Raw genomic sequence first — 26,272 nt, 5'->3', positions numbered from 1 at the left:
CTCGTTTCACACTGCGTCCGGGCTTGGGGGACGGGGGACGTGTAAGAAGAGATTGGGGGCCCGGTTAAGAAGACAATAGGGAACTGGGGTGACGGCACATTTTATGTGCACCGTCTAGCTTGGGTCGGGGGTGCGAGAGTGCGTCAAGGGGACGGTCCTTGTGACACGCTTTGGTCACAGAGCGCTGACGATGAATGGTTCCCTATTATTGAAGGTTTTATGAAAATCTTTGCCTTCTTTTCTTGAAGGTTTTTGAGAGTTAGAGTTAATAGCAGTGGATGGAGGATAAAGGTAAGAGAGAGCTTGGGAGACGGCACATTTCATGTGCGGCGTCAAGTGCGAGTTGAGAGGCAGTGAGACTCACAGGGAGGGCTTGGGAGATGGCACATTTCATGTGCGCCGTCTGGTGTGAGTTGAGAGGCACTGAGACTCACAATGGAGGGCTGTTTATGGAGTTTAGTATGGAACCTAAAGATCACGGACTTCAGTGTCTTTGACTGACAGTGAGAGATGATGGATGTGAGGACCGCTAGAAGGGGATTTTAAGTGATACATAGGTTCTTTCGCGTCTCAGTTTAGGGGGTATTTTTAGTTTCTAAATTACATAGAAAGTTCTTCTAATTAACAGGGCATATTATATGAAATGATTCTTGACAAAGATTTAAGAGCGTGGTAATGTGAAGACATAAAATGTTAGCACTCATTAGAGGAGAGTGCTAACAACCACAGAATGAAGGAAAGGCTAAAGTGGAAAGGCGGGAAGCATTAGATGGAAATGGATGAGCGTAAACGAAAGATTCTTCGAGCGATTGTTCAGGATTATATTGCTACCGCTGAACCAGTTGGTTCGCGAACTATTGCTCGAAAGTTTGATTTAGGAGTTTCTCCGGCTACAATTCGCAATGAGATGTCGGATTTGGAGGAGTTGGGTTTGATTGAGCAACCCTATACGTCTGCCGGACGTATTCCTTCGGATGCCGGTTATCGATATTTTGTTGATTGGTTGATGGATGCTCAAACCCTCAGTAATGAGGATAAGGAAATTATCGAACGGGAAAGCACGAAAAAGATTTGCGAAATTCAAGAAGTGGTGACCCATACCAGCAAATTACTCTCGGAGCTGACAAGTCTGACCAGTATAGTCCTTGGTCCGCAAAAAGGGAAAAGTGCCTTTGGTAAGATGCATTTTCTGCCGTATCGGCCGGGTCAGGTTATTATGGTGATCGTTAAAGAAAATGGTGTTGTGGAAAATCACATTGTCAATGTGGGTGAAGACATTACTGCAGAGGATCTACAAAAGGTTGCCGATGTTTTTAACCAAAAAATGAAGGGGTATTCTTTAAACCAAGTTAAACGAAGTATGTTGCATGAGATCTACAGTGAACTATCCCGCCAGCGGCGTTTGATTGATAATGCCTTGGAAATGCTCGATGCGATCTTAGATGACAACGAGGAAGATGAACGCATTTATTTGGGCGGGACCCTTAACATGCTGAATCAGCCCGAATTTCGGGATTTAGATAAAGTAAAAAGTTTGTTCAAGGTGTTTGAGGAAAATGAACCTCTTAAGAAACTCCTGCTTCCGCGGCAGGAAGGGTTAAATGTAACTATTGGTGGAGAGAATACTCTGAAGGAATTCCGGGATTGCAGCGTAATTTCGGCGACTTACAAGGTGAATGGTAAGACCATTGGGGCTGTTGGAGTCTTGGGACCTACGAGAATGGATTATGCCAAGGTGATTGCGATTGTGGACTTTATGACTAAAAGTCTAACAGATGTGCTGGCGCGGGGTAAACCGCGCAGTTTCTAAAGCGATGTATGAACCTTTGGTTCATTCTAAATATAACGAGAGTACGTGAGGTGATTGTGGATAATGCAAAAAAAGGAAGAAAATCTTAAGAATCAAACATCTAAGGTGAACGAGGAGTATATGGGCGATGAAGCAGGCAGCTCTGGGGAATCTATCCCAGGTGAAGATAATTCAGACAAGAAGGATATGGATCCTGCTGAGAAAATCTTGACTTTGGAAGCTGAACTTACACAGGCCAAGGCTAAGGCAGATGATTATTACGATCGATTGATGCGCTTGCAGGCGGAGTTCGACAACTATAGAAGGAGAACTCAAAAGGAAAAAACTGAAATCACTAAATATGCCTCTGAACAACTTGTGGGTGAGTTGCTGCCGGTGTTGGATAATTTCGAACGGGCTATGTGTTCGACTCAAAATAATCCTGATATAACAGCTTTTTCACAAGGCGTTGAGATGATTCTTCGCCAGATGCAAACAACTTTGGGTAAAATAGGGTTGAAACCTATGGAGTGTGTTGGTCAGCCTTTTGATCCGAATCTCCATGAGGCTGTTTTGAGGGTTGAATCTGAAGAGCATCCTGAAAATACAGTTGTGGAAGAATTGCAAAAAGGTTATTTCTTAAAGGAAAAAGTATTGCGCCCCTCGATGGTTAAAGTTTCGAATTAGCGAGTTATGAATTGAAGGAGGAATTTTGTTATGAGTAAAGTTATTGGTATTGACTTAGGAACTACAAACTCTTGCGTATCTGTTATGGAAGGCGGAGAGGCTGTTGTTATTCCAAACGCTGAAGGAAATCGTACAACTCCCTCAGTAGTGGGTTTTTCTAAAACAGGAGAACGTCTGGTAGGCCAGGTTGCTAAGCGTCAGTCTGTCTCTAATCCTGACAAAACAGTGATTTCTATCAAACGTCATATGGGTTCTGACTATAAAGTTAAAATTGATGATAAATCCTACAGCCCCCAAGAAATTTCGGCCATGATTCTGCAAAAATTAAAGACAGATGCCGAAGCTTATCTCGGGCAAACTGTAAGCAAAGCAGTTATTACAGTCCCGGCGTACTTTACGGACGCTCAGCGCCAAGCGACAAAAGATGCCGGAGCTATTGCCGGTTTGGAAGTTTTGCGGATTATCAATGAACCGACTGCTGCAGCTTTGGCTTATGGCTTGGACAAAGAACATGATCAAACTGTTTTGGTCTATGACCTTGGTGGCGGAACTTTCGACGTTTCCATCCTGGAATTAAGTCAAGGGATGGTTGAAGTAAAAGCAACCAGCGGTAATAACCATTTAGGCGGCGATGACTTCGACCAACGTTTAATTGATTATATGGTCGCTGAATACAAGAAAAGCAATGGCGTAGACTTATCGAAAGATCGTGTTGCCCTGCAGCGTTTGAAAGAAGCTGCTGAAAAGGCTAAAATTGAGCTTTCCGGTGTAACAACATCCAATGTCAATCTCCCCTTTATTACAATGACTGAGCAAGGTCCGCAGCACTTAGATATGAACATTACCCGGGCTAAATTCGAAGAGATTATTGCTGATCTGGTGGAAGCTACTGTTGGACCTACCCGCCAAGCTCTTGAAGATGCGAAACTCTCTTGGAACAATATCGATCAAATCATTTTAGTCGGCGGCTCGACCCGTATACCTTCTGTGCAAGAGGCCATTCGCAAATTGAGCGGCAAAGAGCCTCACAAAGGTGTTAATCCGGATGAAGTTGTTGCTATGGGTGCATCTATTCAAGGCGGTGTACTCAGCGGTGAAGTTAAAGACATGATCCTTTTGGATGTTACCCCGCTGTCCTTAGGTATCGAAACTCTTGGCGGTGTATTCACAAGAATTATCGACCGTAATACCACCATTCCGACAACGAAATCCCAAGTCTTCTCCACGGCGGCTGATAACCAAACTTCCGTTGACATTCACGTACTGCAAGGGGAACGTGAAATGGCCAGTTATAACAAAACTCTGGGCCGTTTCCAACTCACAGGGATTCCACCGGCACCCCGCGGCATTCCACAAATTGAAGTGAAATTTGATATTGATGCCAACGGTATTGTCCACGTTTCTGCTAAAGATACGGCAACGGGGAATGAACAAAAGGTTACAATCACTTCTTCGACAGGGCTCTCCAAAGATGACATCGAGAAAATGAAGAAAGACGCTGAACTTCATGCAGAAGAAGATAAAAAGCGTAAAGATTTGATCGATGCTAAAAACCAAGCCGATTCGATGGTTTATCAAACTGAAAAAACTTTGAAGGATTTTGAAGGCAAAGGTGACGCCGGAGAACTTGATAGTATCAAGAAAGCCCTTGAAGAACTTAAGACCGCCGCTGCTTCGGACAACATCGACGAGATCAACGCTAAAACTGAGGCTTTGACTAAAGTGCTTCACCCGTATATTGAGAAGATGTATCAGCAACAAGCTGCGAATGCTCAAAATGCAGGTGCTCAACCTGGCGAACAAGGAGCTTCTAAAAAAGACGATGACGTTGTAGATGCTGAGTTTACTGAGGTTGATAAGGATAAATAGGTTTCTGAGGGGTACGCGGCAAGATCCTAGGTAACCCACTGCCGCGCAGCCCCCTTGGCATAGATGCGCAACGAATCAAACTCGCTTGAGGTATGGTTCGTTGCGCAATATTACCATAGCACCATGCTTTGCTATGTTGAAACAAGGCAGAAAACTTTCTGATGACCCTGCGGAGGCTAATAAACGTTTAATCAATTTTAATTAGGGTGCAAGGGTTTTAGAGACTTTTGTGCCCCCATTTGTTGTATTGGATAAATTTAGATTTTTAAAATGGGGATATTTCCTTGTGCTCAAACACGAAGGAACATATAATACTATAGGACTTTATTTTAATTTTACTATCTTATATTAGTGCAATTTTCTTTTTTAGGCTGCCTTTTGCGATAGCATAAGGGGCATTATGGGTTTAATAAGCTAATTGAGAAAAACTAATATAATGCAAGGAAAATTTGAAACTGGTTAAAATGGTTGAAAAGTGCGAATGGCTATAGGAGTGATGGAGGAAACCATGAAACGCGATTACTATGAGGTGCTTGGGGTTGATCGGTCGGCTGGTGAACAAGAGATTAAGAAAGCATATCGGAAATTGGCGCGTCAGTATCACCCCGATGCTAACCCCGGTGACAAAAGTGCCGAGGAAAAGTTTAAGGAAGTTGCTGAGGCCTATGATGTTTTAAATGATCCGGAGAAAAAGGCACGCTACGATCAATTTGGTCATGCCGGCGTTGATCCAAACCAAGGCGGCGGAGGCTTTGGCGATATGGGAGGCTTCGGAGACATTTTTGATATGTTCTTTGGAGGCGGCGGTCAACGGCGTAATGGCCCGCAGCGTGGCGCCGATTTGCGTTATGCAATGACTCTTACCTTTGAAGAGGCGGCGTTTGGCGCGGAAAAGGAAATTCAAATTCCGAGAGATGAAACCTGTACCGAATGTCAGGGCTCAGGAGCAGCTCCGGGCACCCATCCTACAACTTGCTCTCAGTGCCAAGGAACCGGCCAAATTAAAGTTACGCAACGCACGCCCTTCGGGCACATTCAGACGGCTCGGACTTGTCCGGCTTGTCAAGGTGAAGGCCGTACAATTAGTTCCCCATGTTCGACGTGTCATGGAAAAGGGAAAGTCCGTAAGGTTAAAACGATCAAGGTCAATATACCTGCGGGTTCTGAGGACGGCCTGAACTTAAGACTTAGCGGGGATGGCGAAGCAGGAGCCAAGGGTGGTCCGCCGGGAGACCTTTATATAGTTTTGCAAGTGAAACCCCATAAGTTCTTCGATCGTGAAGGTAACGATGTCTATTGCGAAATTCCAATTACATTCATCCAGGCGGCTTTAGGTGCGGAGGTTGATGTTCCCACCTTGGACGGAGTCGTTAAGATGAAAGTGCCTGAAGGCACTCAGACTTCAACGGTTTTCCGCCTCAAAGGGCATGGTATCCCTTATCGGCGGGGCAGCGGCCGTGGAGACCAGCATGTCCGGGTCATTCTAACCACACCGACAAAACTTAACGAGAAGCAAAAACAACTTTTGCGTCAGTTTGGTGAGGCTACTCCGGATCATCAACAAATGGGTAAGAAATCCCTGTTTGAAAAGTTTAAAGAAAACCTCCGGGATGCTATGGGTTAATTAATAGAGATTAAAGGAGCATAACCATGGATTGGCGTGAAGTAGCGGTGACAATTTCTGCAGAAGGGGAAGAAATTGTTGCCGATCTTTTTTATCAGTTGGGATGTCCGGGAGTTAGTGTTGATGATCCGGAAATTTTACGGGGATACATAGAATCAGGGACTTGGGATTTTCATGATTTTGGTGAAGTGGAATATACAGGAACTGCTGTGGTCAAAGGCTACTTCCCTGAGGACAATGAGCTGCCCGGCAAGTTGGAAAAACTTGACCTCGGAATTCGGGAGTTATTGGAACGGTTTCCTGAATGGGTGGTTCAAGTTAAAGGGATTTCTCTGAAGGAAGAGGATTGGGCGACAGCTTGGAAAGCATATTTTAAACCTGTGAGAATTGGCAAGAGATTTTTAATTAAGCCGAGCTGGGAACAGGTGAATCCTTCACCGGAAGACATCGTGCTCGAACTTGATCCCGGCATGGCGTTTGGGACAGGTACTCATCCGACAACGACTCTTTGTTTGCGAGCCTTGGAGACTATTGTCAAACCGGGGCAAAAAGTCTTTGACTTAGGGACGGGCTCTGGAATTTTAGCCATTGCTGCTGCGAAGTTAGGGGCAGAGGTTGAGGCTGTGGATCTGGATTCAGTGGCAGTTCGGGTTGCTCAGGAAAACGTTGATTTGAATCAAGTGAGTGAAAAGGTTCGTGTCTTGCGGGGTGATTTGGGCACGGTTCTTAGTGGTCAGGCCGAAATAGTCATTGCCAACATCATTGCTGACGTAATTATAATGCTGCTCGAAGATCTTAAAAGAATCTTAAGCCCTGAAGGGGAATTCCTGGCCTCCGGAATTATCGAACATCGGGCTCTCGATGTGGAGGAAGGTATGAAAAAGGCCGGTTTGGAAATCTTAGAACGAGTCGAAGATTCTGGCTGGATTCTATTTCGCGCAAGGTGGGCTAATCATGAACCGGTTTAAGATCACAGAACTAGGTAAAAATGCTTTTTGGCTGCGAGGAACGGAACGGGATCATCTTGTTCGTGTGCTTCGTCTTACTCCCGGCGATAAAGTTTTGGGCTATGACAACAGCGGTATGGAATATTTGGGTGTGATTCTGAAAATCGAAGATAAAAGCGTGACTTGCCGAATTCTTAGCAGCGATCATCCCGATGTTGAGGCGCACACGTCTGTTTTTGTGGTAGCAGGACTTTCTAAAGGTGAAAAAATGGAATGGGTTATTCAGAAAGGTACAGAACTTGGTATGGAAGGGCTTATTCCCCTGCGCACCAAACGTTCTGTGATGCAGCTTGAGGGAAGTAAGGCCCAGGAGCGAGTTGCCCGTTGGCAAAAAATTGCCTCAGAAGCTTCGAAGCAGTCTCACCGGGTAAAAGAGCCTCGAATTGGGGCGGTCTGCAATTGGGGAGATCTGAAGGACGAACTGCCTGAGGGGACTCAATGGCTGATCCCCTATGAGGAAGAGAAGACTCAGCGTTTAGCTTCTGTGTTGAGTACGTTTGATCCGGAACTTCCGATAGCTATTTTGATTGGACCCGAGGGTGGGTTTGAGGCAACTGAGGTTGCCAGAGCCTGTGAGGAGCTGGGGGCCAAGAGTGTTTCGTTGGGTCCGCGGATTTTAAGAGCGGAAACGGCGGCTTTAGCAGCCTTGACGCTGGTGTTGGGTCATTATGGGGACTTAGGGTGACCCAGCGCTCGGGTCGTACGCTCGCAGAGCAAACTAACCGTTCAGTCGACTGCTTTGGGGAGCGGGGTTCCCACCATAAGCGCCATCCTTGGCGCTATGGTGGCGGCGCACGTCCTATGCGCCGCCCCGTATCTGGGGTCGGTCGCCTGAACGGAAGTTTGCTGGGCTGCTTACGTAAAGACCTCACGCTTGTGTCACGCTGCGTCCTGGGCTTTGGGGATTGTTGTGGCCGTTCTTTGGAGAATGTAAGTTCAATTCTTTTAAGAGCTTGGGAGACGGCACATTTCATGTGCGCCGTCTGTTGCGGGAGTGTGTCAAAAGGACCGTCCCCTTAACACGCTTGTGAACAAAAAGGGTGGAGTATTAATGTCTGTTAAAATTGGACAAGTTAAAATGGACTCAGCCGAACTACGAGCTACCAACCACGAATCACGATTGGGGGCGGTTTGTTTTCTGACCCTTGGCTGCAAAGTAAATCAAGCGGAAAGTGAAGCGCTGGCTCAGCTTTTTAGAGAGGCGAATTATGATGTGGTGAGCTCTTCAGAGGAAGCTGATGTCGTGGTTGTGAATACTTGTACGGTGACGAATACGGGGGGCAGTAAGTCGCGCCAGGCGATTCGCAGGATGATTAAAGCTCATCCCGACAGTATTGTGGTGGTCACGGGATGTTATGCGCAAACGGCTCCTGGGGAAGTGCTGGATATTGAAGGGGTCGATTTGGTTCTTGGAACTCAGGATCGCGGGAAAATTATTGAGTGGATTGAACGGGTTAAGCGGGAGCGCAGGCCCCAGAATGCTGTGCGTGGGATTGAGGATGCCGGTGAGTTTGAAGAACTTCCGCAGCTTAATGAGGAGAGTAGGACGAGAGCATTTTTGAAGATTCAGGAAGGGTGCAATCAGTTTTGTACGTATTGCATTATTCCTTATGCTCGGGGACCGCTCAGAAGCCGTCAGCCGGAGAAAGCTCTTGCCGAGGCTCGGAAGCTGGTGGAAGAGGGGTATCCGGAAATTGTATTGACTGGAATTCATACTGGATTTTATGGCCAGGATTTGAACAATGGGTGGAATTTGGCGCGTTTAGTCCGGGAGTTGGTTGAAATTCCAGGGCTGCGGCGCTTGCGTTTGAGCTCGATTGAGCCGATGGAATATACGCCCGAGTTAATTGATTGTATTGTTTCCTCGGATATTGTTTGTCCTCATGTACATATGCCTTTGCAAAGCGGCAGTGACGAGATATTGGTACGTATGCACCGTCCATATACTTTGCAGGATTATCGGGATTTATTAATTCGATTAAGAGAGAAGATACCGGAACTTGCTGTTACGACAGATATCATTGTGGGTTTTCCGGGGGAAACCGAAGCGGATCATCTTTCAACGTTGAATTTCGTGAGAGATTGCAACTTTGCCGGGGTGCATGTATTTCCCTATTCCAAACGGCAGGGCACGCCTGCCGCAGATTATCCGGATCAGGTTCCCAAGAAAATTAAAGATCAACGGGTAAAAGAGTTAATGGCTGTCGCTCGAGAAAGCAAAGAAGCTTATATTCGAAGATTTATTGGGAAACCGGTAGAAGTATTGATTGAAAGTGTTGACTCCGAGGGCGGCGCGGTTGGACATACTCCCCATTATATTGAAGTTCACTTACCAAAACAGAAAGAAATAACTTGGACTTCACGTCAACTTGTTCAAGTTGTTCTTAAACAAGATTATCTTCAGAGGTAAATGTTAACCAAACATTCCAAAACATGTCGGTAAAAGGGAAGTATTCAATAGGATATTTTGGATTATGATAAGGAGGGAAAGAAATTGTATAGTGACGATTGTATTTTCTGCCAAATTGCACAACGTAAAATACCCAGTGATATAATTTATGAAGATGATCAAGTTGTCGCCTTCAAGGATATTCAGCCCTTAGCTCCAGTGCATTTGCTGGTAATTCCCAAGCATCATTTGACAAATGTTAATGATGTTACGCCTGACTTTGAGGGCTTGATTGGTCACCTTTTCGGGGTAATGCGACGTTTAGCTCAAGAGTTTGGAGTAGCGGAAACAGGCTATAGAGTGGTGACAAATACCGGAGCAGATGGGGGTCAAGTAGTGGGACATCTACATTTTCATCTGCTTGGCGGGCAGGCACTCGAGGCCAAAATCGGATAGCACAATCACAATCGGTATACAATTTTTGTGATCAATAAGTGAACTTGACGCCATTAGGTTATTCCAGTATAATTATAAGGTATATTTGTGATGATCCAGTGGAGGGAGGGATAAGACAATGAGTGAAGTCAGAGTTGGTAAAAACGAATCCCTTGATGCCGCACTCCGCAGGTTCAAGCGTTCTTGTCAAAAGGCAGGGGTTAGTGCAGAAGCTCGTAAACATGAAGCTTATGAAAAACCGAGTGTGAGAAGAAAGAAAAAGTCAGAAGCTGCACGTAAACGCAAGTTCAAGTAAGGAGTGTCTTGAATTGTCCCTGAAAGATCGCCTCGTTGAGGATATGAAGGATGCCATGAAGGCCAAAGAGGAGGGGAAGGTAAGACTTTCCGTCATCCGAATGGTCAGGGCTGCTATAAAGAATGCTGAGATTGAGAAGCACATTGATTTCAATGATGATCAGGTTATTGAAGTATTGGCACGAGAATTAAAATTGCGTCGAGATGCGCTAGAAGTGTTTGGCAAAGCGGATCGCCCTGAAAAGGTAAAGGCTTTGGAAGAGGAAATTGCCATCCTGAAGGCATACCTTCCTCAACAGCTTTCCAAAGGGGAAATTCGCCAACTCGTACAAGAGACCATTACCGCGGTGGGAGCACAGGGGCCAAAAGATCTCGGTAAAGTTATGGGCGCTTTGTCGCCCAAGACGAAAGGTCGGGCAGATGGCAAATTTGTCAATCTTATTGTACGCGAAATGCTTGGGGCATAATATTTTTAAGATGAGAAAAGGCTCAGTTGCGGAAGCTTCTGGGCCTTTTTGCATTGACATAAAATAATAATTACATCGTGGGCTTGGACTATTATGGCTCTTCCCTTCATAGATTTTTACAGAAGGGAGGAGCTTTTTGTGTTTAAAAAAATCCAAACCAGTGTCGGAGATATTTTGGATTTTCCGCCGGATGTGGCCGGAGAGGGTCCTAAAATTACGATAACAGGAAGAAGTGAAGTTTTAGTCGAGAATTACTTGAGTATTATTAATTTTTCTAAAGAGGAAATCCGTATCGAGACAGCTCAAGGAGAATTATTTCTTAGCGGTAAAGGCCTAGTGCTTAAAACTATTTTAGCTACGGAATTGCGGATTGAAGGGGAACTAGATGCTTTAAGGTTTGAGGAAGGAGCAGGAAAAAATGTTTGACCGGCTGCGAGCATTTTGGCAGGGAAGAGTTTATTTTGTTGCTCGGGGAGAACAATTACCTCGTTTCCTCAACTATATTTTGCAAGAAGGTGTGGTTCTTTATCAAACGCAAAGATCCGAAAGGGGAATGAGGGCTCAGCTTAAACTCAATGACTTTTATCGTTTAAAGAGGGCTGCTCGTCTTACCCATACGCGGGTTCACATTATCGCTAAATATGGCTGGCCTTTTGTAGCAGCGCGCTGGTGGAGAAGAAAAGGATTAATAGCAGGAGCAGCCGTTATTGCGGTGGGATTAACGATTCTCTCCCAGCTTGTTCTTATAATTTCTGTGACCGGAAACAAAAACATCCAGACTTCAGATATTCTGCAGCGTGCAGAAAAACTCGGTTTGAAGACTTGGATCTATTCAAAAGGATTAGATTTAAACCAGATTGCCAAAAATCTGCAGGAGGAATTGCCGGACGCAGCTTGGGTTGGTATGGAACGAAATGGGACTGAAATTAAAATAAAGATTTCGGAAAAAATTCGTCCATCAATACCAAAGGAGGCCGGTAATTTGGTTGCTAGTCATGCCGGCCTTGTCAAAGAGATTATGGTGATTCAAGGGATTCCTCAGGTTCATGAGGGGGAACTGGTAAGAGTCGGTCAGGTCCTGATCGCAAAGGCACCAGCGCTCGGACTGCCTAGTACGCCAAATCCTTCAAGTGCGAAAATTAATCCTGCCAAAAGTACAACTCCTAATCCTCCTGCAGCTGCTGCCAAGGGTTTTGTAAGAGGAAGAGTTTGGTATAGTGCTGAACAACAAATTCCTTTAATTGAAGACAAAGTCCAGGAAAGTGGAAGAGTTGCTAAAGGATGGGGTATAAAATTTGGTTCTCGCGTCATAATGGTAACAATGCAGAATTCCCCATTTGAACAGGCAGATAAAGAAGTCCTTAGCCATTCTTTTCAGATCTGGAGGAATTGGCGTTTTCCTGTCGAAGTTATACAGGTGAATTATAAGGAGCTAAAGAAAGTTCATCTCCAACGTACGGTTTCAGAAGCACGCCAATTAGCGGAAGAGACGGCTCGTAGTGAAGTCTTGAAGAAAGTCTCGCCTGGGGCACAGGTTATTGAAGAAACTGTAAAGGTTCTTCCCAGTAATACTGGTGTTGAACGAGTTAGAGTGGAAGTGGAAACTTATGAGGATCTTGCAGTTTATGCAAACCCTTAAGACGGCCACTATAGATTTTTCAGTTCTTGAGGCATTTGGTTGGGCAGCAAAGTAAGGATGATGGTTTTTGAAGATTAAACGATTCAAAAAGGCTTGGGCGGAGATATCCAACCGTTTGGCTTGGTTTAAACATCACACATTTTGGCTTCGGGCCATTATTGGGGTGATGTATTTTCTGTTGTTTACTGTTATATTGTCATCAAATTTATTTGTTTCCAAGCTCCATCTGGAGGTTGGTGAACCAAGCCCGCAGCTTATTACTGCTCCCTGGAGCAAAGATGTCGAAGACACTGAAACGTATGCACAGGATCAAGATGCCGCAGCCAAAGCCGTTCAGCCTGTATACAAACCGGATGAGGATTTTTTCAATAATCTGACCAGAGATTTAGGTGATGACTTTGCAACTTTGCACACCGCTGCTTCGGCTCCAGGGGATGATAGTGCCCGTGTTGCAAAGTTAAGACAAACACAGTTCTTCGCAACATTGCCGCAGGGAACGCTGCTGTCATTATTGAAAACGTCTTCCGATGCTTTGGATACTGAGGAACAAGTTGGCGGAGATATTATTTTAACGAGGGCTCGGAATGTTGTGACAGGGGCTCGTACTGATGCAGATGTTGCCACGTTGCGGGAGCGTACCGTAACAGATATTGATCAATCGGCTTTGCATGATGATGCCAAAGTCTTTTTCAAAGCCTTTGTTGATCAGGAACTAACCCGTCCAACATTGGTTGTAGACACTCAAACAACTGAAAAATTACGCAGCGCTGCTCGTGCAACGGTTAAACGGGATATTACCCAGTATAAGGCTAATCAAAAGATTGTGGGTCCCGGGGAGATTGTGGACGAAAAAATTTATCGAGTTTTGGTTGCCTATGGATTGATTAATAGCCGAAATACTTGGAAAGCGGTAGCAGGGATAGCTTTATTGGTTATCCTTGGGATCGGCGCTATACTTGGGTATTTATATCAATATAAGCGAGACATTTTGCTTTTGACGAATCGAATGGTTCTGATCGGCCTAACCATGATTTTAGTCCTGGCCATCGGTCGAGGTGTCATTTCCATTAATTTAGGTGGAAATGATTTTAATTCGATGACCGGAATGCTTATTCCCGTGGCCTGGGCGACAATGACTGTAGCAATTTTAGTCGATGTGGATGCAGCGTTGCTTGTTTCCGTGGTCTTAGCCATTTTTGTAGCTGTCTTAGTTGATCCGACTTTATCATCGGCGAACGGACTCCAAAGTGGCCTCGTAGCTCTTTTTGGCGGGGTTGTGGGTGTGTATAGCGTGTCTCATTTAAGCCAACGTTCTGATTTGGCGAGGGCTGGACTGTTCGTTTCTGCGGTCAACGTTTTAATGGTAAGTTCTATTGCCTTGACAACGGAAATCGGCTTGATCGCATGGATCGTAGGTTTGATCTTAGCTATAGTCAATGGGGTGGCGTCTTCTTTCTTGACAGTCGGCGCGTTACATTGGTTTGAGTCCGGATTCCATATCACGTCATCTGTTCGACTTTTAGAACTATCGAATCCGAACCGCCCCTTGTTGAAGCGTTTATTAATGGAAGCGCCTGGGACCTATCATCATAGTATATTGGTTGGGAATTTGGCTGAAGCTGCAGCGGAAGCAGTTCATGCTGACGCCACGTTGGTTAGGGTTGCGGCTATGTATCATGATATTGGTAAACTGAAACGTCCTTATTTTTTTATTGAGAATCAGTTCACTCAGGATAATCCCCATGATAAAATCGCTCCGACATTAAGCGCGCTGATTATTATTTCCCATGTAAAAGACGGATTGGAATTGGCGAAGGAGAATAAACTTCCGCAGCAAATGCAAGATATAATTGCTCAGCATCATGGAGATGGCTTAGTGAGTTATTTTTACTATAAAGCACTTGAGGAAAAAGACGATGTGCCTGAGGAAGCCTTTCATTATGAGGGCCCAAGACCGCAAACGAAAGAAGCGGCTTTGGTAAGCCTTGCTGATACAGTGGAAGCGGCTGTGCGTTCCATGAAACATCCCACACCGGGGCGGGTTGAGGGGTTTGTCAGGAAAATAATCAAGGACAAGCTTAATGATGGGCAGCTCGATCAATGTGATTTAACCTTTCAGGATTTAGATCGAATCGCCATGGCTTTTGTCAGGGTTTTAAGCGGAATTTTCCATTCGCGGGTGGAATATCCGGAGTTGCCTTCAGCGAGGGATCATGCTCCCAAGAAACTTGTGGCGGATGTTGGTAAGGCTGGAAAGGGTAATGAGGAAGGATCTAAGCAAGAACAACAAGAAGGTGTGGAGAAAACTGACGCTGATGATACTCAAGGACCAAAGCATCCTGTCCAAGATTCATAGTTGAAGCTTTTAACACGGAGGGAGGTAAAGGCATCCAGTGTTTGAATTATCAGAGTGATGCCTATTAGTTATGATTTTAGATATTTCTTGGGAAGAAGAGTCAGTCAGTCTTGAATTGCGCGATAAATTAGTTGGGTTGTTAGACCGGGCGATTCAGGAAGGAATACGTTTAGCTGATGGGCCGGAAGATGCGGAGGTCAGTTTGATCCTGGTTGATGACAGTCGCATTCACGAATTGAATCGGGACTACCGAGGGGTTGATCGCCCGACAGATGTGCTCTCCTTTGCCCTTCAAGAGGAAACCGAGGAGGAACCTGACGCAGAATTTGAAGACGATATGCTTGGAGATATTGTTATTTCAGTGGAGAGAGCAAGGGAGCAAGCGATAGAATATGGTCATTCCTTTGAACGGGAAATTGTATATTTAGCAGTTCATGGTATCTTGCATTTATTGGGCTATGACCATGAAGATATCCAAGAGAAGGAAACGATGCGCGCAAAAGAGGAAGAAGTAATGGCTTCTTTAGGTTTAGAACGATAGAATTCTAAAAATAGCGCTGGCGAAATGACGGAGGGAAGCATGGGGAGATATCAAAGGCCGGGGTTTTGGAGAAGCCTAAAGCAAGCTTGGCGTGGGATATGGTACACATGTAAAACACAGGGGCACATGCAGTTTCATCTAATAGCAGGATTATCCGTCTTGTGTTTAGCTTGGTGGAGCGAGGTTTCTCGTTCTGAATGGCTGATGCTGATTTTTGCTATTGGCAGCGTTATTAGCGCAGAAGTTATGAATTCTGCGCTTGAAATTGTGGTAGATATGATTCAGCCAAATTTTGATCCGCTAGCCGGTATGGCTAAAGACGTAGCTGCAGGCGCAGTGTTAGTGACTGCTATTCAAGCCATTGTTATTGGAGCGGTAGTTTTTTTTCCGCGGTTTTTTCGATTGGCAAGCCATTTTTTTTGAGGTTTCAGAGGAGAGTGGTTTAGACTTTCTGGTACTAATTGTAAAGTTTTACTAGAACAGTTCTTTTTGCACTTAAGTGTCGTAAGGAACTGTTTTTTAAAAGGAGTTGTCGGAGTGTGAAACAGGTTGATTCTCAGTTGTCAGAGATTACTGAATCTAATATCCTGCCTGAAGTGAGAGATGAACTTATCAACAAGGCTGCTGCTGCTTATCAGCAGGCCTATGTTCCGTATTCTCATTATCCGGTGGGTGCGGCGGCACTGTTTTCTTCGGGATTGATATTTAGTGGCTGTAATGTTGAGAATGCCAGCTACGGTTTGACAGTATGCGCGGAGAGGAATGCAATTTTCCAGGCCGCAGCTAAAGGTGAGCGTAAACTAGAGGCTATTGTTATTGCTGTTCCGACTGATGAGTTTCCCTCTCCTTGTGGTGCCTGCCGGCAGGTGATCCGGGAATTTGCTGAGGATTGTATAGTGATTTTGGTTAATGGCCGAAGGGAAACTCGATGGACGACGTTGAGGAAGTTGCTGCCGGAGTCGTTTGGGCCGGATTTTTTAGGTGGGGGGACTTGAGTGCACAGCGCTCGGTCCTACGTTCGCAGAGCAAACTAGCGTTTAAGCTCCTTCTTGGGGGAGAGGGGTTCATCCTACGGCGATAGTATTTTTTGAAGAACCCGCCTTCGGCGATAGTCTCCACTGGAGACTATCGTGCCATAAGCACCATCCCTGGCGCTATGGCGGCGGCGCACATCCTATGCGCCGCCCCGTCTCTGAGGTCGGGTCGCTTTCACGAAGTTTGCTAGGCTGCTCCCGTAAAGACCTCGCGCTTGGACGTTCAGTCCCGGGCTTTGGAGAGCGGGAAGATGTTCTCTAGAGAATGATTCCATTAACCAAGGGTTTGCGATAAGGCATATTACAGTGCACCTTTTGGTTTGCCGATGTCTTTAAATAAATGCATTGACTTATATCTCAAAAAGGGAGGCGTTGGGGTAGGAGAGAATTCCTGAGTTTTTTTGCTTAAATCGGATCTGAACTTGTTGATTGATAAAGATCGTACTGAATAGATGTCATTGCAAAGGGTTATCGTAATTAAGGAAAGAAATAAAGTAAAAGTATAGGGAAGTGACTTCACCGTTGGTTTCAACATCTACAAAAGATTTTCGTTCCGGTTTTGTCTCAGTAATTGGCAGGCCGAATGCGGGAAAGTCTACATTACTTAATCATCTCTTAGGGCAAAAGGTTCTGATTATGTCCGATAAGCCTCAGACTACCCGCAATCGTATTCAATGTATTTTAACGGAGAAACGGGGGCAAATTGTCTTTCTGGATACCCCGGGGATACATAAGCCTAAACATAAGCTGGGGGAATATATGGTCGGCGCAGCGAAGGAATCGATGCGTGAGGTGGATGCTATTATATACATGGTAGACCTTTCATCGGACTATGGTTCCGGAGAAGAATATATTATTGAGATGCTTAAACATACAAAGACCCCTGTTGTATTGGTATTAAATAAGGTTGATTTGTTGGGTAAGGAGCAATTAGTACATAAAATTCAGCAGTTTTCAGCTTTGGCTGAGTTTAAAGCGATTGTCCCTATTTCGGCTAAAACCGGGGAGAATACTGATGAATTACTGAATGTCATTTTTAATCTTATGCCTAAAGGCCCAATGTATTATCCGGAAGATGAAGTTACAGATCAACCGGAACGGTTCATTATGGCTGAATTGATTAGAGAAAAGGTTTTACAGTTAACGAGAGATGAGATCCCTCATTCGATTGCGGTCGTGATTGAAGAGGTCCAAGAAAAAAAGTCTTTGGTTAAAATTAGGGCTTTGATTATCGTCGAACGCGAATCTCAAAAAGGGATTGTTATCGGGGCAAAGGGTACACAATTAAAAGCCATTGGAAGTTTAGCGCGTCAGGATATAGAGGCTTTGTTAGGAAGTCCGGTCTTTTTGGAACTTTGGGTTAAGGTGAAGAAGGATTGGAGGAATCGAGCCGATAGTTTGCGCAATTATGGATATGGAAAGGAACGAGACGAATAAGATGAGTGAAATTAATATAGCGGGAATGACCGATCATACGCTTTTGAAGCCGCAGGCTTCAGAAAAGGATATTGTTGCTTTGTGTCACGAAGCGCAAGAACATAAATTTGCAACGGTATGTGTAAATCCTTCGTTTGTTCAGACTGCTGCTAAACTTTTGTTTGGTACGGGAATCGGCGTGGCCGCAGTTGTAGGATTCCCGTTGGGAGCAACATTCACGGAGACTAAGGTTTCTGAGGTTTTTATGGTTAAAGCTCATGGGGGCAAAGAAGTTGATATGGTTATTAATATTGGATGGGCCAAGTCTGGTAAGTGGGAAGCTGTTGAGCGGGATATTTTCCGGGTAGTTGAAGCGGCTCATTCATGTGGCCTTTTGATTAAGGTAATCATCGAGACCTGCTTGCTTACGGAAGAGGAAAAGAAAATGGTGGCTGAGATTGTCAAACGTTCGGGCGCAGATTATATTAAAACTTCCACGGGTTTTGCCGGCGGCGGAGCCACTATTGAGGATGTGCGAAATCTGAAAACGTGGGTTGGGGAAAATGTTAAGGTGAAGGCTTCTGGGGGGATAAGAACAAAGGAATTTGCTCTGCAATTGATAGAAGCAGGTGCAGAGAGGTTGGGGACGAGTGCGGTGCTTAAGTAGGAGACTTGTATGACAGAGCGCTCAGTCGTACGACGCAGAGCAAACTAGCCGTTCCAGCGACTGGTTTTGGGGAGCGGGGTTCCCACCATAAGCGCCATCCATGGCGCTATGGCGGCGGCGCACGTCCTATGCGCCGCCCCGTGTCTGGGGTGGGTCGCTGGAACGGAGTTTGCTGACTGCTTACGTAGAGACTTCACGCTCTTGTCATACTGCGTCTCTGGGCTTAGGGTCAGGGGAGATGACGGAGAAGTTGGGGAGACGGCACATTAATGTGCACCGTCTGAATTGGGGAAATCTCTGTATGACGACGGGGTCGGTCACCGGAACGGAGTTTGCTGGGCCGCTTACTTAGAGAATGCGTGCTCTTGTCATATGTGTCTCTTGACTTAGGGGTGATAGATACAAATCACTTAATCCTTGAATTTTGAAACGAGAGTGAGACAAGAGAACCGTCCCCCTGTCTCACCTGTCTCGACCCCTGTTTCGAAAAGTGTGTCAAAAGGACCGTCCCTCGTGTATAGTTGGGTTATAGATAAGAAAGAATAGAAAGGGTTGAGGGCGTGGCCGTTTATCATGCGGACGCGTTGGTGATTCGTAGCCGAGAGTATGGAGAATCGGATCGGGTGCTCACGCTTTTTTCCCGGGAATTGGGGAAGCTTCAGGCTGTGGCGAAAGGGGTACGAAAGCCTAAGAGCCGTCAGAGGGCTGGGGCGCAGTTATTTACATATGGTGATTTTTTAATTCATAAGGGGAAGACTCTAGATACGGTGAGCCAGTGCAGCCCGAAGGAAAGCTTTTCCTATCTCTGGACAGATCTTGATCGCTCTTTGACTGCGACAACTATGGCAGAGCTATTGGATGTTTCGACGATTCTGGGACAGCCTAATGCCGAACTTTTTACGCTGACGCTGAGTTGTTTATTTCTTCTGGAACAGTATGAGACATCTCTTTTGCTTAGTGCCTATGCCCTGCGTTTGTTGGTGATATTAGGGTATCGTCCGCATTTGGGGGATTGTGTAGAGTGCGGTGAGACGTTAAAAAGTGAGAAGTTGTTTTTTAGTTTCGAAGCAGGCGGTACGCTTTGTGAAAGCTGCAGAAAGGGTTATTCGGGACGTATTCTTCGGGCTGGGAGTCTTGCTTTTATGCGTCAGCTAATTCAGGTCGATCTCGCTAAGCTTGAACGGCTGCGTTGGTCGGCGTGGATGAGGGAAGAGATTCTGGAGATTCTGCAGCATTTTCTGGAGTATAAGTTTGAGAGGCCGCTGAAATCATGGAGAATGGGAAATACTATCAGTGATGACTTTGGACGACTTATCTGAACTTATCGTGGAAAGGAAGGAAAAGAATTTGAGTGAAGCGTTGTGGTCGGAGCTTGAAAAGATGGATATTCTGCGGGAACGTATGGGTATTGGATACGAGGAAGCCCGTGCTGCTTTGAATTCGGCTCAAGGTGATGTAGTCAAGGCTTTGGATTTTTTAGAAAAGGAACGGGATGGGAGAAAGCCATGCGAGGAGTTTCCTGATCGAGGGCAGGAAATCTGGGAAAACGTCAAAGCCAAAATGCAAGAGTTTAATCGCACGAAGATTAACCTCAAGCGAAATGATACCACCGTGTTAAGTCTTTCTGCGCCCTTGGGGGTGGCTTTGGCTTATTCTGTTTGGAGGAAACCCGGTTTGCGAATGTTGGCTCTTGCCGGAGCTGTGGGAGCAGCGTTAAATCATTTTCATTTAGAAGTTGATTCGATCGACAAGTCTTCTTATAATGATGAAACGTTTGAATTTCATGGCTGAAGAACATAAAACATGAACATAAAATTTATCAGGTAGAAATTACCAACATGGGTTTGACACAATTATATTTACAGCATATAATTATCATTAATTAACTTGAAAATGCGATGATGGGCAGGAAGTTTGCCGGGAATCTCTTTAGAGAGTTCGGTCATGGTGGAAGCCGAATGAGATTGGTAAATGGGGCAGCTCTGAGCGTTATAAATGAAGGGGACCCTTGGGGTCAAACAGGGTGGAACCGCGGGAACAAGCTCTCGTCCCTGTAGCCGGATAGGCTATGGGAGTGAGTGCTTTTTTATTTGCCGAAATTCATTCCCAGAGTGACAAACCCTATTTTAACCTAGGAGGCTGGACTATGAAATTTCAAGATTTAATTCTAACACTTAATCAGTTCTGGGGTGAGCAAGGATGCATTATTGCCCAACCCTATGATGTGGAAAAAGGGGCTGGGACCATGAATCCGGCCACGTTTTTGCGTGCCCTTGGTCCTGAACCCTGGAATGTGGCGTATGTTGAACCATCGCGTCGTCCAACGGATGGACGGTATGGTGAGAATCCGAATCGTTTACAGCACTATTTTCAATACCAAGTTATCCTCAAACCTTCGCCGGACAATGTTCAAGAGTTATACCTGCAGAGTTTGGAACGCATCGGAGTTAATCCTAAGGAACATGATATCCGTTTTGTTGAAGATAACTGGGAGTCTCCGACCTTGGGTGCTTGGGGTCTGGGCTGGGAGGTTTGGCTTGACGGCATGGAGGTGTCTCAATTTACCTATTTTCAGCAGTGTGGGGGAATTGACTGTAAACCTGTCTGTGCTGAAATCACCTATGGCTTAGAACGGCTGGCCACTTACATTCAGGATAAAGACAGTGTCTATGATATTGAATGGGTAGGAGACGTAACCTACGGGGATATTTATTTGCAGAATGAAATTGATTACTCCCATTATAATTTTGAAGTGGCAGATATCGAAGCCTTGCAGACTTGGTTTGATATGTATGAGCATGAGGCGAAGCGAGTTGTAGAAAAGGGCTTAGTGCTGCCAGCTTACGACTATGTCTTAAAATGCTCACATACCTTTAATCTATTAGATGCCCGCGGGGCGATCAGCGTTACAGAGCGCACAAGTTATATCGCTAGGGTAAGGGCGCTTGCCCGGCTCTGCGCTCAGGCCTATGTGGAACAACGTGAGAAATTAGGTTTTCCTTTGCTGAAGAATAATTCCGTGGGAGAGGTGAAATAAGGTGGCTAAGGACTTTTTACTGGAAATAGGAACGGAAGAAATCCCGGCCAAGTTCTCGCCGGGGGCGATGAAACAATTAGAGGAACAAGCGAGTAAGCGTTTAGGAGAACTCCGTTTAAACTATAGGGAACTGAAGGTTTTCGCCACGCCGCGCCGCCTCGCGCTTTTGGTAAGGGAACTTCAGGATAAACAAGAAGATTTATTAACTGAGGTCAAGGGTCCTGCCGTAAAAGCCGCCTATGATGCCAATGGGGCTCCAACCAAAGCTGCCCAAGGTTTTGCAAAGGGTCAAGGCGCAGCAGTAGAAGATTTATTTGTTCAAGAAGTTAATAACGTGCCTTATGTATTTGCCCGAAAATCTGAGATAGGAGTAAAGACCCTGACACTTCTGCCTCAATTGGCCCAGGATTTGATCCAATCACTTCATTTCCCGAAGCCTATGCGTTGGCGGGACTTAGAGTTCCGTTTTGCACGCCCAATCCGTTGGATTGCCGCACTTTACGGAACAGAAGTTGTGAGTTTTGAATTCGTCGGATTGGAGTCCGGCAGAAGTTCTCGAGGGCATCGCACGTTGGCGGAGGCTTCTGTGTCAATTGAGAATGCTACAGACTATCGCGACGTTTTACGAAAGGCATACGTTATGGTCGATCCCGCTGAACGAAAAGAAGTGATTCAAACTCAAATCAAAGCCCTTGCCGAAAAGGTGGGTGGGGAGGTTCCGGATGATGAAGAACTTCTTGAGGAAGTAATTCACATTGTGGAATATCCTACCGCTTTGTTGGGTGAAGTGGCGGATCGATATATGCATTTGCCTGAGGCAGTTATCACCACACCAATGCGAGAGCACCAACGCTATTTTCCAGTACGTTCAAAAGCAGGACAACTGCTGCCTTATTTTATTACAGTCCGCAATGGTGATGATTTTGCCTTGGATATCGTAAAAGCCGGTAATGAAAAAGTGCTGAAGGCTCGCCTAGAAGATGCTGCCTTTTATTATCGTGAGGATCAAAAGGTCCCGTTAAGTGAGCTGGTTTCAAAGCTCGGGAAAGTTGTTTATCATGAAAAATTGGGTACTGTCGAGCAGCGTGTTGAGCGTCTGCGTAAGTTGTCTCGTTTTATTGCGGAGACATTGGGATTTACGAAATCCCTTGCGGAGGATATCGATCGTACAGCCTATTTAGCAAAAGCGGACCTTGTTACGTTAATGGTCAGTGATTTTCCTGAACTGCAGGGAATTATGGGTTCGGACTATGCTAAAGCCTGCGGTGAGAACCCAGCGGTATGTCAGGGGATCTTTGAACATTATCAACCTCGTTTTGCCGGGGATGGTATACCAGTATCTGAAGCAGGAAGGGTTGTCAGTATTGCCGATAAACTGGATGCTGTCGTAGGAGCTTTTGGGATTGGAATTCAACCCACGGGTTCGCAGGATCCTTATGCTTTGAGACGCCAGGCCCAGGGGATTGTGGCTATACTTCTAGACTCAGGATGGAATCTGTCACTGACTGAACTACTGAAGGAAGCTTATCGTTCCTTTGCAGAACAAGGTACTTCCTTGCTGCCCTTAGAGGATATCCTGCAGCTTCTGCAGGACTTCTTCCAACAAAGGTTAAGGTTTGTGCTCTTAGAAGAAGGAATGCGCTATGATACAGTGGATGCTGTTTTAGCTCAAGGCGGAGATTTATTTAACCGTGTCAGGGAAAAAGCCCGGGTGCTTTCTGAAAAGCGCAACGAAGCTGAGTTTATCTCCTATCTCCAAGCCTATACACGATGTTTCAATTTGACCAAGAAGGAACCGGAGCAAGTGTTAAAGGCTAATTTATTGGTTGATGAGACTGAACTTGCTTTGGAAAAAGGGATTGCTCTTCGCAGAGAGCGTTTTGCTCAAGTCTTGGCGGAGGGAGTTTTTGAGGAAGCATATCAATTAGCGGGAGAACTTGTTCCTTTGATTGAAGGGCTTTTCCAAGCGGTGATGATTATGGTTGAGGACGTGGATCTAAAAAATAATCGCCTGGCCTTGTTGGGAGAGTGTGTTAAAATGTTGGGCTGTTTGGGTGAACTGAGCATTTTATCTTAAACGCAAAATGAATGTACAAAAAATATTAGCCAAAGGATGGGGATTTTCTCCATCCTTTTAGTTTTTATCAAGACATTAAAAAAGAAATTACTTGAGTCAATTTCATAATGTTTAATTGTTAAAGCTCAGACCTTCAGAATTTCGTTAGTAACATTTTTTGAAGATTTATGCTGCAGCTATACGTTTGAACTTGTTCAATCGGTCTACGGCTAATTTGCAGAGGGTATAGGTCAGGATAGAAAACTCGAAATCGACTTTGGCTACGTTTCCTCGATGTCGAATGTTGTTTAACTGAAAGTACTCTTTGAGATAAGCATTAACACGTTCTACGGCTGTTCTCTGTTTATAGAGTTCAAAGTAGCGCCCACTTCCTCTGGCTGGAACGGTGTATTTTCTGGGGTCTGAGGAAACCTTAACCTTGAATACCTTTTGACACTGGTTGTTTTCTTTCAGAGGACACTCTTTGCACTCCTTGGGTTGAGTATATTTCAACGTGTCGTATCGGGAATCATAGCTATCATATCGGTAGGAATGACCTTCTTGACACTTAGGGCAAAAGTATTTGTCCTTGTCTTCAGGTAGTTGTTCATTGCGTGGATTGTAATCAATCAGGGCCCTTGACCCCATGGCTTTTGCTTGTTGGTAAATTGAGCTGTAATCGTAACCAGCATCCAAAAGCGAATAGGAAGGCTTCAGCTGGGGGTGAAGTTCATGAAGAGCCTTGAGTAGAGGAATCGCCATTTTGCCATCATTGACATTTCCCGAGGAAAGTAAGGACTTTAAAATGTATTGGCTTTTACAGTCCACGAGAAGATGACCTTTGAACCCGAACCAAAAGACGTTTTTGCCCTCGGAGTTTTTCTTAATTCCCCAGTGAGGATCTTGCGGGATTTGCTGTTCGATCGTCTTGAAATCAAGAGGAAGTTGAGCTTCAATTTTCTTCTCAAAGAGGGGTCGATTCTCTTCCAGTTCCTGTTGTTCTTTGAGCCATTTCTCCCGTTCCGATTTGGGTTTTCGTCCGCGTTTTTTGGAGGTTTGCTTGACCGGAATCTCTTCGTCTTTCTTTTTCTCAGGTTTACGGTCTCTCGCTTCAATATGAGTAGCATCGATGGCTATAACATCCCCATCGATGAAGCCTTCTTGAAACGCCTGAGAGACTAGTTCATTTTGAATTTTTTCCAAAGCAGAAGAACCCTTGATTTTTTGAATCATTCGAGTATAAGAGGACTCGCTAGGAACTGCATCAGCCATCGTAAAGCCGCAGTCGAAACGGAATTCCAAGCTGTTTTTTAATCGTTTTCGTAAATCTTTGATCGTAGGAATTCGTTCGATCACTCGAATGAATAAAGAATAGATCATGGCTGAATAGTTAAGCGTGGTTGGAGCTCCCAAAAATGCCCTTTTTGAAACCACTCTCAACAAAGGAGTAATATTCAGCGGTTCCAATAGAAGCGGATACGATTCTTTCGGTGACATTTCTAAGATTTCTTCCAAGGAAAATAGACGTTCTTGGCGAATACTAAACATTGGGAGTTCTCCTTTCAACCTCTCGGTGTTTGTTTGGTCACTTACACTTTCGAGATTTTGGGGAGGTACTCCTTTTTTTACGGGTAAAAAGCCCGCTTATATCAAGGGGTATGAATTATGAAACTAACTCACTTCTGTAAAAATACAGCGATTCAAACGATACAATTTACTGCTTTTAGGACCCAATTGTGAAGGATTTAATTTTTCCAAACGGTTTTAGTCTCACGTTGTTTCGTTTTTGACGCAAAAGAAAGGAGGCTAAGAAAAACGTAAGTATCATGGTAAGAATAATGACTTTTTAAAGATCTCTAAAAACAATCTGAACTTAGAACAGAAATATTAAAAAAATACTCAATATCTAGTACGATACCAATATAATGTGGTATAATTGAACGCGTAAACCTCATTTAGTATGTCACATTAAAGAAGGAAGAATCATTAAGAGGTGAAATGGGTTGGAATGGACGGAACGTCAACAGCGAATTGTGGAGATCGTTAAAGAGTCAGGATCCATAACCGGTGAAAAAATTGCAGAAAAGCTGGATTTGACGCGAGCCACCCTCCGCCCGGATTTAACAATTTTAACAATGTCCGGGGTCTTAGTGGCCAGACCGCGTGTCGGGTATTCGTACCGAGATGATCTAGGACCATCTCCGATCATGGAACGGCTGCTTCAGTTAAGAGTTTGCTCATTTAAGTCAATGCCTGTAAATATATTGGAAAGTGCAAGTATCTATGAAGCAGCAGTAACGATGTTTACTCAAAACGTTGGCAGTCTTGCGGTTGTTGGGCCGGAGCGGGTGCTCTTAGGGATGATTTCACGCAAAGATATTATGAAAGCGTCTCTCGGAAAGGGAGACCTTCAGCAGGTTCCTGTTGGGGTTATTATGACGAGGATGCCTAATATCTTCATGACAACTCCGGATGAGCCGGTGTATAGTGCGGCTAAAAAACTCGTACAGCACCAAGTGGACAGCTTGCCGGTTGTTGAAAGTTTTATTGATGAGAACGGAGAAGAATGTTATGAGGTAGTAGGGCGATTCACGAAGACTAATGTAACAAAAATCTTTGTGCAAATTGCAGAAACAAGAGTGTAACTGGGACGGTCCTATTAACACGAATTTACCAAAATCTTTGTGAGCAAAATGGGATAAGACTAGACGGTTGGTTTGAAGAGAGTGTGTCAGAGGGACGGTTCTAATAACACCCTAATAACCCTAATAACCCTAATAACCCTAATAACACTAATAACATTCCAATAACATGTGGTAGCGGTTTGGTTCGGGTGTTAATAAGTCAAAACATGAAAGAGTTTGAGGTTACGTCAGATACATATTTAGAATTTAGGGAGTAAGCGGGGGCCTATAGTTTAATCATTAATTCGGAGGTGTAGTCG

The 26,272-nt window shown here is 44.9% G+C and carries 25 protein-coding genes; 24 read left to right on the top strand and 1 reads right to left on the bottom strand.

Annotated elements, in window-relative coordinates:
* Nucleotides 1-769: 769 nt before the first annotated feature.
* The 23 genes from hrcA (at nt 770) to glyS (ending at nt 23,349) form a co-directional block, all read left to right on the top strand.
* A complete protein-coding gene (hrcA, locus tag DESACI_RS19150; RefSeq protein ID WP_014828865.1) occupies nt 770-1,810 on the top strand; it encodes a heat-inducible transcriptional repressor HrcA in 1,041 nt (346 codons plus the stop codon).
* Nucleotides 1,811-1,873: 63 nt separating this feature from the next.
* Nucleotides 1,874-2,476, top strand: coding sequence for a nucleotide exchange factor GrpE (gene grpE / locus DESACI_RS19145; protein ID WP_014828864.1), 603 nt, complete (start codon nt 1,874-1,876; stop codon nt 2,474-2,476).
* A 30-nt stretch (nt 2,477-2,506) separates the two neighbouring features.
* Nucleotides 2,507-4,345: a molecular chaperone DnaK gene (gene dnaK, locus DESACI_RS19140; protein ID WP_014828863.1), complete on the top strand. Its 1,839-nt coding sequence runs from the start codon at nt 2,507-2,509 to the stop codon at nt 4,343-4,345.
* 508 nt (nt 4,346-4,853) lie between these two features.
* Nucleotides 4,854-5,969 carry a molecular chaperone DnaJ gene (gene dnaJ / locus DESACI_RS19135; protein WP_014828862.1) on the top strand — a complete coding sequence of 372 codons (1,116 nt, stop codon included), beginning with the start codon at nt 4,854-4,856 and terminating at the stop codon, nt 5,967-5,969.
* Between the two features lie 26 nt (nt 5,970-5,995).
* The gene (prmA, locus tag DESACI_RS19130; RefSeq protein ID WP_014828861.1) at nt 5,996-6,937 is read left to right on the top strand and encodes a 50S ribosomal protein L11 methyltransferase; all 942 of its coding nucleotides are present in this window, start codon (nt 5,996-5,998) and stop codon (nt 6,935-6,937) included.
* Nucleotides 6,924-7,661: a 16S rRNA (uracil(1498)-N(3))-methyltransferase gene (locus DESACI_RS19125; protein ID WP_014828860.1), complete on the top strand. Its 738-nt coding sequence runs from the start codon at nt 6,924-6,926 to the stop codon at nt 7,659-7,661. Before prmA ends, DESACI_RS19125 begins: the two co-directional genes overlap by 14 nt.
* 366 nt (nt 7,662-8,027) lie before the next feature.
* Complete coding sequence (mtaB, locus tag DESACI_RS19120) at nt 8,028-9,386, top strand: tRNA (N(6)-L-threonylcarbamoyladenosine(37)-C(2))-methylthiotransferase MtaB (RefSeq protein ID WP_014828859.1); 1,359 nt, start codon at nt 8,028-8,030, stop codon at nt 9,384-9,386.
* Between the two features lie 84 nt (nt 9,387-9,470).
* Nucleotides 9,471-9,821 (top strand): histidine triad nucleotide-binding protein, encoded by a 351-nt coding sequence (locus tag DESACI_RS19115; RefSeq protein ID WP_014828858.1) that lies wholly within the window; start codon nt 9,471-9,473, stop codon nt 9,819-9,821.
* A 118-nt stretch (nt 9,822-9,939) separates the two neighbouring features.
* Nucleotides 9,940-10,116, top strand: a complete 177-nt coding sequence (gene rpsU, locus DESACI_RS19110) for a 30S ribosomal protein S21 (protein WP_014828857.1) — start codon at nt 9,940-9,942, stop codon at nt 10,114-10,116.
* A gap of 13 nt (nt 10,117-10,129) precedes the next feature.
* Nucleotides 10,130-10,582 (top strand): GatB/YqeY domain-containing protein, encoded by a 453-nt coding sequence (locus DESACI_RS19105; RefSeq protein ID WP_014828856.1) that lies wholly within the window; start codon nt 10,130-10,132, stop codon nt 10,580-10,582.
* A 138-nt stretch (nt 10,583-10,720) separates the two neighbouring features.
* The gene (locus tag DESACI_RS19100; protein WP_014828855.1) at nt 10,721-11,008 is read left to right on the top strand and encodes a YabP/YqfC family sporulation protein; all 288 of its coding nucleotides are present in this window, start codon (nt 10,721-10,723) and stop codon (nt 11,006-11,008) included.
* Nucleotides 11,001-12,221 carry a sporulation protein YqfD gene (yqfD, locus tag DESACI_RS19095; protein WP_014828854.1) on the top strand — a complete coding sequence of 407 codons (1,221 nt, stop codon included), beginning with the start codon at nt 11,001-11,003 and terminating at the stop codon, nt 12,219-12,221. Before DESACI_RS19100 ends, yqfD begins: the two co-directional genes overlap by 8 nt.
* Nucleotides 12,222-12,288: 67 nt before the next feature.
* Nucleotides 12,289-14,577 carry an HD family phosphohydrolase gene (locus DESACI_RS19090; protein WP_014828853.1) on the top strand — a complete coding sequence of 763 codons (2,289 nt, stop codon included), beginning with the start codon at nt 12,289-12,291 and terminating at the stop codon, nt 14,575-14,577.
* Between the two features lie 70 nt (nt 14,578-14,647).
* Nucleotides 14,648-15,118 carry an rRNA maturation RNase YbeY gene (gene ybeY, locus DESACI_RS19085; RefSeq protein WP_014828852.1) on the top strand — a complete coding sequence of 157 codons (471 nt, stop codon included), beginning with the start codon at nt 14,648-14,650 and terminating at the stop codon, nt 15,116-15,118.
* 39 nt (nt 15,119-15,157) lie between these two features.
* Entirely contained in the window at nt 15,158-15,541 is a 384-nt protein-coding gene (locus DESACI_RS19080) for a diacylglycerol kinase family protein (protein ID WP_014828851.1), read from the top strand.
* Between the two features lie 116 nt (nt 15,542-15,657).
* A complete protein-coding gene (locus tag DESACI_RS19075; RefSeq protein ID WP_014828850.1) occupies nt 15,658-16,113 on the top strand; it encodes a cytidine deaminase in 456 nt (151 codons plus the stop codon).
* 561 nt (nt 16,114-16,674) lie between these two features.
* Nucleotides 16,675-17,589: a GTPase Era gene (gene era / locus DESACI_RS19070; RefSeq protein WP_014828849.1), complete on the top strand. Its 915-nt coding sequence runs from the start codon at nt 16,675-16,677 to the stop codon at nt 17,587-17,589.
* A gap of 1 nt (nt 17,590) precedes the next feature.
* Nucleotides 17,591-18,235 (top strand): deoxyribose-phosphate aldolase, encoded by a 645-nt coding sequence (gene deoC, locus DESACI_RS19065; protein ID WP_014828848.1) that lies wholly within the window; start codon nt 17,591-17,593, stop codon nt 18,233-18,235.
* A gap of 100 nt (nt 18,236-18,335) precedes the next feature.
* A complete protein-coding gene (locus DESACI_RS24330; RefSeq protein WP_148271336.1) occupies nt 18,336-18,587 on the top strand; it encodes a hypothetical protein in 252 nt (83 codons plus the stop codon).
* Nucleotides 18,588-18,795: 208 nt separating this feature from the next.
* Nucleotides 18,796-19,554, top strand: a complete 759-nt coding sequence (recO, locus tag DESACI_RS19060) for a DNA repair protein RecO (protein ID WP_014828847.1) — start codon at nt 18,796-18,798, stop codon at nt 19,552-19,554.
* Complete coding sequence (locus DESACI_RS19055; RefSeq protein WP_049804084.1) at nt 19,532-20,026, top strand: DUF4342 domain-containing protein; 495 nt, start codon at nt 19,532-19,534, stop codon at nt 20,024-20,026. The genes recO and DESACI_RS19055 overlap by 23 nt, the downstream gene beginning before the upstream one ends.
* A gap of 355 nt (nt 20,027-20,381) precedes the next feature.
* Nucleotides 20,382-21,272, top strand: coding sequence for a glycine--tRNA ligase subunit alpha (gene glyQ / locus DESACI_RS19050; protein ID WP_014828845.1), 891 nt, complete (start codon nt 20,382-20,384; stop codon nt 21,270-21,272).
* Nucleotide 21,273: 1 nt separating this feature from the next.
* Nucleotides 21,274-23,349, top strand: coding sequence for a glycine--tRNA ligase subunit beta (glyS, locus tag DESACI_RS19045; RefSeq protein ID WP_014828844.1), 2,076 nt, complete (start codon nt 21,274-21,276; stop codon nt 23,347-23,349).
* 165 nt (nt 23,350-23,514) lie between these two features.
* Here glyS and DESACI_RS19040 read toward each other — a convergent pair whose 3' ends face one another.
* Nucleotides 23,515-24,876 (bottom strand): IS1182 family transposase, encoded by a 1,362-nt coding sequence (locus DESACI_RS19040; protein WP_014826382.1) that lies wholly within the window; start codon nt 24,874-24,876, stop codon nt 23,515-23,517.
* Between the two features lie 455 nt (nt 24,877-25,331).
* On the opposite strand from DESACI_RS19040, the gene ccpN reads away from it, so the two are divergent.
* Entirely contained in the window at nt 25,332-25,973 is a 642-nt protein-coding gene (gene ccpN, locus DESACI_RS19035) for a transcriptional regulator CcpN (RefSeq protein WP_014828843.1), read from the top strand.
* Nucleotides 25,974-26,272: the final 299 nt, after the last annotated feature.

Origin of the sequence: Desulfosporosinus acidiphilus SJ4, from assembly GCF_000255115.2 — a bacterium.
Lineage (GTDB): Bacteria > Bacillota > Desulfitobacteriia > Desulfitobacteriales > Desulfitobacteriaceae > Desulfosporosinus > Desulfosporosinus acidiphilus.
The sequence above is the reverse complement of the archived record's forward strand: the minus strand, read 5'-3'. Positions and strand labels throughout refer to the sequence as shown.